We start from the raw sequence: 11,767 nt of genomic DNA, 5'->3' as shown, positions 1-11,767 counted from the left end.
TTTGAATTAACCGTTCAGCTCTCCAAAGTAGTTTCCGTAAGGCTCGAACTTCGCTAACACTTCATCTACCTTGCGCATGCGCTCTTCCAGGCTTCCCCGCAATGTAATGTAGGGAATCCGACGTGTTTTTAGATCCGCAATAATCTGCTTATGAAAAACATGCCGCTTCTGATCCCCGCTGCGGTCCCATGTATCGTCGTATGGAATATCATCATCGCACAGGAAGAACAGATCATAGCGCTGCGCGTTTTCCAGAGCAATTCGGGTTAATAAATCAGGGGCCCGGCCGTGGTAATCCAGGGCGAACATATACGTTGTAATCGCATTGGTATCAACGAACAGATACCGATTCGCCGAAAGCAAAGCCTGCTCTTCACGCTCGATATGACCTATCGCGATTTCATCGAATGCGTCGAGGCCGATTCTGCGGTCCACCTGATGCTCTGTCCAATAATCGCGTCCGTATTCGCTCGCGAAGGTCGTGCCATACCGCTGTGCCAGCGCTTCGGTAATCGTCGACTTTCCAGTCGACATCGCTCCCACGAAGACCACTTTCGTGATCAAGTCCCGGTACACGATATCACTTACGAACTCCCTGTACTTATATGGATCCGATCGAATCATCGTCGCTGAGATCGGAACCCGCCCGCGGGCTTCATCTACCCGCCGGTCTATCGCACCCAATGCTAGGCTCATATGATCTCCATAAAACTCGCTCGAGTAAAAATGTGTGACTTGCTCACCGTGCAGTAAACCGAGTATATACTGTTCTTCCCGAATCTCATGCTCTCTGTCATTCGAATACCCATCGGGGCCGTCCCAAGCTTCAATTACCCTGACTGTCGGATAAAGCTTACGTATCCAATTCGCACGGACATGAAGCGGGATCGGGGTGACCGTCGTATCGTATATGACTACGATCAACTCATCGACCTCTTCCAGCGCCGTTTCAATCATGAACTGATGCCCTTTGTGAAGCGGAGCAAACTTCCCAAGTGTTAGTCCAAGTGTTTTCATGCCGTTACCTCCCTAGCTCCTTTATTCCAAATGTAATATCCATATACCGCATTGACCAGGTACGCGCTCCACATCACGATCATCATCAAGCCTTCGCCGCTCCCCTCAAGCATCCGAATCACCCACAATAACACCGTAAACAAATTCAACACAATATAGACCAGCCATTGTTCCTTGAATCTTCGTACCATTAAGAAAGTTGCCACTATGGATAGCACGGTCGTAGTGGCATCGATGTAAGGCGAGTTCTGCCCCGGAATGAACGAAAGCCCGAATCCCAGCAGCAAACATCCTATAATACAGACCATCCCAACTAGGAACAGTCCTCTTAGATCCATCTGTCGCATGGTCAGCTTACCGTCTTCTTGGCGGTTATTTTTCCACATGTAGAAGCCAATGACATTCATAGGAACGAAGAACAGCAAATTCAGCATGACTTCTCCAAACAAACCGTTAATGTAGGCCAAATAGGCATAACCAAAGGTATTATACATGCCGAACACATAGCTCATCAGGTTGCCCTTCGCAGCTAGCACGACGCATAGCACTCCAGAAATAAAAACCGTAAATCCGAATAAAGAGTCCTTTGATATCACCGTAAATCCAACAGCGATCGAGGTAAACAGTACCAACCACGCGATTTCGAACAGATTCCAGTTATCCGTAACCCTCTTCACTTTGCATCCCCTCCACTTTCTCCACTCGTTTGCAGAGTGAAAAACACAATCACAACTTAGTATCATTTTGTTAATAACAATTGGTTACTATCAAAATTAACAGAAAAGCCTGCGAAAGGCAAGTGAATTCTTCCTCTTTATGCAGGACGGTTCTTATTTATGGATGGTTTATTATGGCAAGGAATATGGCAGAGATTGTGATAAGGAACATAAACCCGTTTCTCTTGACATCGCACGAGGCTCCTGCTGATTAATGACCGTACTATGATACAAAAAAACGATCCATCATTTGTTTCTTTTCTTCTGGACTTCTCAACAGAACGATCACTGGTGACGATACTGGATGTCTCGGATACGAACACGACGTCCATAACGCCTAATCAAGTCAAATTTGCACTCTCAATTACTACCAAGTTCACTGCGATGTAACCGGAAACCTTGAAGCTGAACTTCCTGATCGGAGCACTTTGATCAACGTTGATTTCCCCGCTCCGTTCTCCCCCATCAACGCATGAATTTCACCCTTCCGAAAACAAAAATCGACATTCGAAAGTGCCACGACACCCGGAAACTCCTTCCGGATTCTCTCCATTCGCAGCAAAATTTCCGAATCCACTCGCTCACCCTCTTTCTTTGTTCATTCCCATTTTAGAAAGCAGGGGGCCTGGTTGTATTTAGAATAATGAGTCTTTTTTTAGCATTTCGCACTTTTGGATGAGGGGACTTTAGTTCGATGCAAAAAAAGCACATCCGGTCACAACGTTCCAAATGTGCTTGTCTATTATGGCTAAACTTGCCGTTAGCTGGCTGTACCCCGTTTATCCCCGCACGTACAAGCGGCTGCTCTCCTCCCAAATCTCGCCGGGCTCGAGGCTGAACCGTCCAATTTCATCGGCCGGCAGCTCCGAATTCGGAGCATTTACCAGATTGATCTGCGGCTCAGGACAGAAGAAGCCCTCTTGCGCACCGTTGTTCCAGATCATCCATTGCTTGTAGGATGTTCCTACATCGTACACAAGCGTAAGTTTGCGGCTCAGGTCGGTCAGCTCCATCCGGCTTCTACCGTTCTGGGCAACCGAGGTATAGTGATTGTCCATGCTCTCGAAGAACGGATAAACGCCCTCGCCCTTCATAAGCAGTTCCTGCTCAGAGAGCGACTGGAACCGGCCCGTCGGCAGCATCCGTTCATTCAATTCCCACCGCTCCCCGATCGTCAACTTCAGACGATAGTCCGCGGCCGCGCTTCCTTCAGCAAACGGAGCATTGACTGAGGTATGGAAGGCTAGCAGGCAGGGCATCCGCTCCGTACCGGTATTCAGTACCATAACCTGCTGGGACAAGCCTTGTTCACTCAAGCTATAACGAATCCGCAGCTTATATTTATATGGAAAATATGCATAAGAATCGTGATGCTCATCGACTGTCATGATGATAGATACATAGCTTAGCGTTTCCGTGATACCGTATTCCTCCACTTGCCATGGAATGTTGTAGAGAAATCCGTGCAGATGGTTGCCGGTCGCAGGCTCATTAACCGGAAACTGATGGACTTTCCCCTTCCAAGGAAATTTGCCGTCTTCATAACGATTCGGCGGAAACAGCACCGGAATGCCATGAATCATCGGTCTCGCCTTGAAAGAATCCATCTCCTCGGGTCCCGGCTCATGAAGCAGCCGAAGTCCCCGCTCAACATCGCGGAAGGCGATCAAATTCCCGCCGATTTCCGGCAGCAGAGCGGCTTCGTACCGTCCCGCTTTCAACCAGATGGCGGACTCTCCCTGATATTCTCCTTCGTAAGCTCGCAGTTCAAATGCACACATATGCAACTCTCCTTTAATTTTGCGTCCGGCCTAATTCGGTAATCAGACTCTATATTTACTTGCACACTATTTAACAAATGTTCTCGAAGACACGTACACATAACGTTCCCCGCGCGCCATGACATGACATTTCTGTCCGGGATACCGCTCATATAGATAATCGAGGAAATAACCCGGTTTCTCGCTGTTTCCGGCAAAAACGTCATAATGCAGCGGAATGACGGTCTCCGCTCCGATCCGGACGGCCAATTCGGCGGCTTCTCTGTAGTTCATATTGCCGACGATGCCTTGTTCCCTGCGGAAATAATCCCCGCCGTTGATGGGCAGCATAGCTACATCGGGTGAGATCTCAGCGAGCTGCTCCGTCAAACCGGGATAGATCACCGTGTCCCCTGCATGATACAGGGTGACTCCGTTAAGCTGAAGCACATATCCGACGCTGCGATAATAGCCGCCATCATCCTGTTCAAGTTCCTCATGTGCCGCGGGAATGACCGTAATCCGCAGCTTGGAAAACAGCTCCGTCGGTTCGGTTGCATCCACCGTCAAAATGGAGGATTCACCCACGCCCATCCGAAGCAGTTCCCGATGACAGCACGTCGGAGCCATTATCGGCGCCCCACCGTTATTAGCGTGAAAGACAGTAAGGGTGCCTTCATCCATATGGTCGTCATGCTCGTGCGTAATCAGGCACACATCCGCCTCCGTAATGTCCTCGGGGGTAATCGGGGCAGGATAGGAACGGACCGGACCGGTCCGGTCCAGAAAATCGGATACATACGGATCAATGTAGACTGTGATCCCGTCCCCCTTAATAATGACGCTTTCCTGTCCGAGGAACCAGATCGCCAAGGTTCCGTACGGAACCTCGGTCTGATGAACTTCTTGAATTAGTGCAGCTCCAGTCTTAACAGTATTCATAGTCACCCTCCTTGCGCTAATCTGTCTCTACATGTTGATGTTTAATCAGATGTTTAATCCTCAATGGCCGCTTTGCGCGAATTAATCCGGCGAATCGTCTCCAGATCGAATTTCGGCCGCCGGTCGTAGGTGTACAACCCGTTCACTTCCTGTTCTACATCGTACAATTGGGTATAGCAGAAACCGAACATCATCGGATGGTCAAGCAACGCATCAGTCAAGCCCTGGTAGCGTTCGAGGAATTCCTTCTCCGAACCGGGTCTGTCACCGTAGCCCCAGGACTTCTCGTCTTTCTGGTCTGGATTCCACCAAATTCCGCCGTATTCACTGATGAAGTAAGGCTGACCGGCATACGTTTGTCTGTCGGAGAATCTCACAAATACCTCTCCGCCGTGCTTCATCGGTTCATATCTGGCCTTGAACGTCTCGGGATTCTGATCATAATCATGGAGGTCAAAAATGTCCGTAACCACATGGAAATTGCCGCTCGTATCAATCACCGGACGCGTCGGATCCATTTGCTTCGTAACCTCATAGACGATCCGCAGCACCTCATTATCCTGCTTCGTACCGTCCCGGTCCCAGGTCTCGTTGAACGGACACCAGCCGATCAAGGCAGGATGGTTGAAGTCTCTGCGCATCCCCTCAAGCCATTCCGGCAAGAAGGAAGACAACCCCGCAGGCGTAGTAATATCGAGCCCCCAGTTGGCATGTTCTCCCCATACAAGATATCCCATCCGATCTGCCCAATACAAGAACCGCGGCTCGAACATCTTTTCATGAAGCCTTGCTCCATTGAAGCCCATCTCCACAGAAATTTCAATATCTTTGCGCAGCGCTTCATCATCCGGAGCGGTATAAATGCCTTCCGGGTAAAAGCCCTGATCCAGCACCAGCCGTTGGAATACGGACTTCCCGTTAATCTTGACCTTCATTCCGTCGATCATTATTGTACGGAGTCCGAAGTAAGCCCGTACCTTATCTTCCGGTACTCCCTCTTGGCGAAGAGACAGTTCAAGGTCATAAAGTCTGCCGTTTCCGACTTCCCAGAGATGAACCTCGGAGAGAGGGAGAGTCACGTGCGCATAAGCGCCGGTTACGATGGCGGAAGCTTCGCCGACCACTTTTCCCTCATAAGAGGCGGTTACGGTCACGGTCGCTCCGGCCACTTGGCCCCCAATCGCAAGCTCGAGATGTACGCAGGCATTGTCCGGATCCGGCACCAGCTTCATGTTGGACAAGTAAGCATCCGGCACATGTTCGAGCCATACCGTCTGCCAAATGCCGGTGGTACGCGTATAGTCGCAGCCGTGCGAATGAAATCTTTCACTCTGTTTGCCTCGCGGCTGTCGACCGGACCGAACGTCATCCTCGGCCAGTACCGTTATAATATTTGTCCCCGAAGCAAGGTGCTCCGTGATATCGAAGCTGAAGGAGGAATATCCCCCCAGATGCGTTCCGACAGAGCTGCCGTTTATCCACACTTCAGTTTTGTAGTCGACAGCGCCAAAATGAAGAAGAACTCTCCCAGCCTTCCATGCATCCGGCACTGTAATCTCTCGTCTGTACCAGACCGCGGCCATGAAATCCTTGTACTCCACGCCCGACAGCTTGCTCTCCGGACAGAACGGAACAGTAATCGTTCCGGTCAATTCATGATCGCTCTTGAAATATTCGCGCTCTTTCCCGCTTTGTCCATGATCGATTTCAAATTGCCAGGAGCCGTTCAGATTGATCCATTCCGAACGTTCCCATTGGGGTCTTGGATACTCGGGACGGGGAAGAGATTGAAGCGCATTTGATTTGGTCATATTAATGGACCTCCTTTATTTTCGATGCAATAAGCGTCGGTTCTATCAATGCAATGCAACCGGGATGGGAAAGGTCCGCCGTTATCGTAACGGCTCGACCTTGACCCGGTCAATGCGGACCGCGACATCCGAGCTTTGCAGGCCGATCTGTCCCTGAAGAAACGGAGTGGTACTGCGATCGGTATAGGAGAGAACCGGTTCGCTCGAATCCCCCGTATAGACTTCGATCGTCGAGCCTCGTGCGGTTACTTTCAAATGAAGCTTGCCGTCTGCTCCGGGAGAGTCCGTTCCCCAAGGCTTGCTTATTAAAGAGGTAGTGCCGTAGTTAATTTTATCGAGATGCAAGCCTTCGGTATCGGCATAAACATAATATCCGCGAACAAAATCGGATCGATTCTGGTTCTGATCAAGCCCGTTAGCAGGCTCCGAGGCGCGAATGAGCAGCCCGGCGCGGCCCGTATCCTCCATCCTTCGCAGATTCGCTTCAACCGAATAATCGGACCAACCGGGCTCGCCGGTCAGCGATTTGGCAGGCGACACCGAAGATGCCCGTAACTCCTCTTCCTTTACGGACCACATGCCCTCAAACCGGGTCCATCCAAAATCGTTTCCGTCGTCAAAGTTGTCCTCCCATGCTTCCACGGGCTGGTAACGCTCCGCCCGGAACCAGTCCAGGTCCAAAGTTCCCGCCGTGATTTCCAGCCTCCACCGCTGCTGTCCCGCCGGCAATTCTACGCCTTGCGCGGAAACCGTCTGCCATTCTCCCGCCTCCTCCTGGGCTGCAGTAAACGTAGCGATTTCCTTATCATTCTCATCGATTATTCTAAAAGTCGCGTTCTCCGCCAGAGGCCGGATTCGGAAATGAATCGAATATTGTCCGGCTTCATCCACGTTCACCAGGTAATTCGCCCACTCCTTCTCTTGCAAACCGGTCAAAACATAGCCGCCGGCTTCATTGGTCTTCATACTCAAGGTTCCGGGGCGGTAAGGAGACGCACCATCACCGTCCGCTTTCTTAACGGCCTTATAGGCTTTGCCCTCCGCGCCTTCCTCAAAGTGAACAGTCTGCACGTGACCCGGAAGCGGCTGATAAGCGTGCCAGTCGCTACTGCCGTTCACATCATTGCTATACACAATATAGCCGAACCGCGCATCTAAACCTGAAGCCGCATAACCGATGGAGCCTCCTTCAGTCGAAGTCGAGCCGGTAAACTTTTGCATCTCATCGATATATATACGGAGTTGGGTATTCCCTTCACTCACGGCATTTCCGGAGGCATGCTCGATCCGGATCTTATGCCACTGGCTGTAGTCGAAGTCCGCTGGCAGATCGGCTTCGCCAAGAGCCTGCTCTTTCCCTCCCGACAGTTCGGTCACTTCCAGCCGGCCCGCCGCCGGATTCAGCCAGACGGTGCCGTAATTTTGCTCATCGCGATATGAGAATACGGCCCCGACTCTGGCTTCCGCCTTCGCTTCGCTCTCCGCGCGAACGTGGAATTCGGCCGTATACCCCGGCTCGGTCTTGGACTTCGTCCGCAGTATGGCTATGCCGGAAGCATCCGCCGCCCGGACGCCAGCGCCTTTGTCAGGATCGACCGTCCAGTCGCCTTTGCCGGATTCAGTCCAGGACTTGCCGAGCCTATCCCGTTCAAACCGGTCGGCAAACGCAGGCATAGCCGGAGCCGGCTGCGGCGTGTCCGTCGGACCCGCTACCGCAAAGTCATCGCCATTCCAAAAGAGCCGATCCAGGTTCATGTGCCGCAGCGGCCCGACAATACCGGGACCCTCGAGGTTATGGTAAATCATGTACATGGAGTCGAGATCCGGTCCAGTAACGAGCGAGTTATGGCCCAGTCCGACGGTCTTCCCTTCTGTCCGGATCAGAACGGGGTTCCCTCCAAACAACTCGAATGGCCCCAGGGGTGATTCGCTGACCGCCGCATCAATCCGGTACCCGTTGCTGAAGACATGATTCCCAGTATAGGTCATGTAGTACAAGCCGTTTCTTTTGAATACTGTCGGCCCTTCGGTCCACCCGTCCATATAGGCTCCGGTGGGCGAGCCAGGGGCAGTTACGGACAGCGGAGAATCCATCGCTGCGGCATCAATGCCACCGGTTCCGGCGTAATAGAAGTACCAGGTCCCGTCATCGTCTACGAAAGTGGAGGCATCAATCGTTCTTCCGAAATTGTCCGTTGCCACTCGGAAAGGCCCGACAGGCGAGTCGCTTTCGAGCACATAATGGCCGTTTCCAGCCGGAGAAGTATACATATAGAATTTGCCATTCCAGTATCGGACTTCTGGCGCATACGCCGCCATCGTAACGAGGTCCTCCGTGCATAAACCGCGATAGGTCCAGTCCACCAAATCCGGGGAACTCCATACTTTGACCCCTGCGTCGGTATCCCGCGTACTTACGTACAAGTAATAATACCCGTTGAACGAGAAAATAAAGGGATCTCCCAGCCCGTACTCTTCCCATTCATCCGCTAATGACACGGGATTGCTCCATGTCCGGACCGGCTCCCGTTCCACGGACGAGCAGGCCGCTGTTACCAACAGCAGCATGGTCGTCATCCATTTTCCTAAGCGCACAACCACTCTCCCCTTTCAAAATAACCCGGCGAGACCTCTCCGCCTCCCAAGAAAAAACGGCAGAACCGTCGAATAACGTTATCTGCCGTTTTTAAATTATTTTCGAGTTCCCTCCACGATCGCGCGGATTGTCTCCAGCGGAATCTTCGGCTTCCGGTCATAAGTCAGCAAGCCGTTGATCTCCTGCTCCACATCGGTGAATTGCGTGTAGCAGAATCCCTGAATGATCGGCGATTGTACTATCGGCTCCATGACATTCTTGAGACGCTCCGTAAAGTCCTCTTCATTCACGGCCCCGGAGTATCCCCATCCTTCCCACTCGTTCTTCTTGAAGGAAATGCCGCCAAACTCGGTTGCAAGAATCGGCTGGCCCGCATATGGGAAGCCAGGGACAAGAATCCAACGGTTCCCCGGTTGGGCGCTCAGCGCCGCCTCCTTAGTCGCATAGCGCTCCGCCAGCACTTCGCGCCGCCATTCATAATCATGAACGGTTACCAAATCCGTACTAACTAACTCCCAACCGTCATTAGAGATGACGGGCCGCGTCGGGTCCAGCGACTTCGTCATATGATAGAGTGATAAAGCATGCTGTTGCTGCTGCTTGTCGACCAGGATATTTGGCACGCCCCAGCTCTCATTGAGCGGTACCCATACTACGAGGCAAGGATGATTATAATCCCGTTCCACAGCCTGAATCCATTCCTTCGTTATCCGTTCCACATAAGGCCCGGAGAACTGATAAGCGTTCGCCATTTCGCCCCAAACCAGCAAGCCCAACCGATCCGCCCAATACAAATAGCGCGGATCTTCGATCTTTTGATGCTTACGCGCACCGTTAAAACCCATTTCCTTGGTCAATCCCACATCCCTTCGGAGGTCGTCATCGCTCGGGGCGGTCAGAATTCCTTCCGGGAAATAACCTTGGTCCAATACCATTTTCATGAAATAAGACCGGTTATTCAGCAGCAGCTTTCCGTCCTCAATGGATATTTTCCGCATTCCGAAATAGCTGCTTATCGTATCGGCAACTGCGCCGTCCACACTCAGGGTCAATTTCAGATCGTACAAGTTCGGTTTCTCAGGAGTCCACCAGCGTCCCAATCCATGGTCATTGAAATCTTCGAGATGAATACGCCGGCTCGCCGACTCGTGTCTTATTGAGAACGTATCTTCCGCTACAAATTCACCGTTAAAAGTGACGGCCGCTTTAATGCTGACCAGAGCGCCCGGACGATAGCCGGACAGGAAAACGTCCAGTGCGATATCATTTACGTCTATATCCGGAGTCAGGCGAATTCGACCGATATAGGTTTCCGGAACCGGTTCAAGCCACACACTCTGCCAGATACCGGTTGTTCGCGTATAGAAGATGCCGGCCGATTTCTCTTCCCAAAATTGCTTGCCCCTAGGTAGGGTCACATCCCGGCTATAATCGGTTGCCTTCACTACGACGGTATTGTCACCATCGGTAAGGACATCCGTAATATCCGCATGGAACGGGGTATGGCCGCCCTCATGAAACGTTACCAGTTTGCCGTTCACCCATACCTTCGCCTCATAATCGACAGCGCCGAAATGAAGCAGCAGCCTGCCTTTTCTATAATCTTCGGGTACGGAAAATACTTTGCGATACCACACCGTATCATGAAATGTTGTATCGCCGATTCCACTTAACCGGCTTTGGTAACAATACGGCACGATGATTTTGCTGGCGAAATCATGATCCTCGTACCATGCTTCCCGCTCGCCCATCCCGTGATCGTCATAATCGAAATCCCATTGCCCATTCAGACTCATCCAGGCTTCACGCACAAATTGCGGACGAGGATATTCATTGCGTACCAGTTGATCAACCATAGTTTCTACTCCTTCTTTATCCGGTTGTTATATTTTTAGTGTTATTGATTGAAGTAGCGCGGCGCGCAGGTTTGGTAATTATCCATATGCTGAACCCGATGACGGCAAGCAGTCCGAGTTCCATCCAGAACGAATCCAGCAACCCAAGCAGCAGCAACGGCTGATTGGATTTCAAAGCAAAAATAAGCACATTGCTCATCACAAGGAACCAAAGTACATTTCGTCCCATGGCCTCCAGCGGAACAAACGGCAGAGAATATTTCTCCATCAGCTTGGACAGAAGGTAATATCCGTACAGCAGCAAAGCAGGACCGATAATCCACCAAACCGACGGCGGAAAACGTTCAGGCAACGAAGCACCGGGGCCCGAGAGCCACTTCCAGACAAACGCCCCCGAAGCAAGCAACGCTCCCGTCAGCACACGCCAGTCCCAACCGATGCGATACCGGGCAAAGAGCATGCCTAGCAGATAGTAAGGAAAATATTGCACCACCGGAAAAGAGGCGAAATCCCGGGTTCCCAGCAGCGGTGCCCACGCAGGCGCATGAATCGCTCCGTAAGGAATCCATGTGGTCAGAAGCAGGAGTCCAGCCGCCGTGAACCCGATCCATTTTTGCCCGACCATCCATTTTAAAGGTACGAACAGCAACAAGCCGAGCGCGATTAAATAAGTAAATGAGGCCAGAAATTCCGACCAGCCCGGCATATCGTTCAACAGCAATATCGGTTTGATCGTTTTCCATTCCAGCGGTCGTTTATCGATAAACAGCCGGTATGCCGTCCCGGAAATATAAAAGGCGAGCAAAGTTTTGAACGCCGCGGCAAGAATGCGATGCCAGACTTCGGTGAATGACTTGCTATAATACGCTAACTGGCATACATACCCAAAGCTGAACACAAATCCAGAGAAGGTGATCAAATTAATGAGTTCAATCCATGTCTGCCCTTGCGGATAAATCATCGGGTCGCTGAAAAATTGCAGGCTATGGCAATACACCATCCCTAACACCAGCAAACCTTTAAAAATATCAATCGCTCTTTCACGCTGTCGCACAGCCACAACCGTTGC

At 51.4% G+C, this 11,767-nt stretch carries 8 protein-coding genes and 1 pseudogene; all 9 read right to left on the bottom strand.

The genetic code is table 11. From position 1 onward, the window contains the following. Positions 1 to 6: 6 nt before the first annotated feature. The 9 genes and pseudogenes from ABEQ74_RS11575 to ABEQ74_RS11535 all read right to left on the bottom strand — a co-directional run bounded on the left by ABEQ74_RS11575 (position 7) and on the right by ABEQ74_RS11535 (position 11,758). Entirely contained in the window at positions 7 to 1,017 is a 1,011-nt protein-coding gene (locus ABEQ74_RS11575) for an AAA family ATPase (RefSeq protein WP_430122335.1), read from the bottom strand. Further along, positions 1,014 to 1,694, bottom strand: a complete 681-nt coding sequence (gene pnuC / locus ABEQ74_RS11570) for a nicotinamide riboside transporter PnuC (protein WP_430122334.1) — start codon at positions 1,692 to 1,694, stop codon at positions 1,014 to 1,016. The genes ABEQ74_RS11575 and pnuC overlap by 4 nt, the downstream gene beginning before the upstream one ends. 460 nt (positions 1,695 to 2,154) lie before the next feature. Continuing rightward, positions 2,155 to 2,286: pseudogene (locus tag ABEQ74_RS11565) on the bottom strand (ATP-binding cassette domain-containing protein); the annotation flags it as partial. 226 nt (positions 2,287 to 2,512) lie between these two features. Continuing rightward, the gene (locus ABEQ74_RS11560) at positions 2,513 to 3,514 is read right to left on the bottom strand and encodes an aldose 1-epimerase (RefSeq protein WP_430122333.1); all 1,002 of its coding nucleotides are present in this window, start codon (positions 3,512 to 3,514) and stop codon (positions 2,513 to 2,515) included. Positions 3,515 to 3,580: 66 nt separating this feature from the next. Next, positions 3,581 to 4,435, bottom strand: coding sequence for an MBL fold metallo-hydrolase (locus ABEQ74_RS11555; RefSeq protein ID WP_430122332.1), 855 nt, complete (start codon positions 4,433 to 4,435; stop codon positions 3,581 to 3,583). Between the two features lie 53 nt (positions 4,436 to 4,488). Then, positions 4,489 to 6,246, bottom strand: a complete 1,758-nt coding sequence (locus ABEQ74_RS11550) for a glycoside hydrolase family 2 protein (protein WP_430122331.1) — start codon at positions 6,244 to 6,246, stop codon at positions 4,489 to 4,491. Between the two features lie 81 nt (positions 6,247 to 6,327). Next, complete coding sequence (locus ABEQ74_RS11545) at positions 6,328 to 8,841, bottom strand: family 43 glycosylhydrolase (protein WP_430122329.1); 2,514 nt, start codon at positions 8,839 to 8,841, stop codon at positions 6,328 to 6,330. 96 nt (positions 8,842 to 8,937) lie between these two features. Then, positions 8,938 to 10,698 (bottom strand): glycoside hydrolase family 2 protein, encoded by a 1,761-nt coding sequence (locus ABEQ74_RS11540; protein WP_430122328.1) that lies wholly within the window; start codon positions 10,696 to 10,698, stop codon positions 8,938 to 8,940. 16 nt (positions 10,699 to 10,714) lie between these two features. After that, complete coding sequence (locus ABEQ74_RS11535) at positions 10,715 to 11,758, bottom strand: acyltransferase family protein (RefSeq protein ID WP_430122327.1); 1,044 nt, start codon at positions 11,756 to 11,758, stop codon at positions 10,715 to 10,717. Between the last annotated feature and the right edge of the window lie 9 nt (positions 11,759 to 11,767).

It is taken from the genome of Paenibacillus solani, assembly GCF_050475945.1.
GTDB lineage: Bacteria > Bacillota > Bacilli > Paenibacillales > Paenibacillaceae > Paenibacillus_AQ > Paenibacillus_AQ solani_A.
Note: the sequence above shows the minus strand (reverse complement) of the source record. Positions and strands in the feature narration are given on the sequence as shown.

Excerpts from the sequence above, each read along its gene's own strand:
- ABEQ74_RS11575 (WP_430122335.1), bottom strand. The coding sequence starts at position 1,017 with ATGAAAACACTTGGACTAACACTTGGGAAGTTTGCTCCGCTTCACAAA.
- ABEQ74_RS11560 (WP_430122333.1), bottom strand. The coding sequence starts at position 3,514 with ATGTGTGCATTTGAACTGCGAGCTTACGAAGGAGAATATCAGGGAGAG.
- ABEQ74_RS11540 (WP_430122328.1), bottom strand. The coding sequence starts at position 10,698 with ATGGTTGATCAACTGGTACGCAATGAATATCCTCGTCCGCAATTTGTG.
- ABEQ74_RS11550 (WP_430122331.1), bottom strand. The coding sequence starts at position 6,246 with ATGACCAAATCAAATGCGCTTCAATCTCTTCCCCGTCCCGAGTATCCA.
- ABEQ74_RS11555 (WP_430122332.1), bottom strand. The coding sequence starts at position 4,435 with ATGAATACTGTTAAGACTGGAGCTGCACTAATTCAAGAAGTTCATCAG.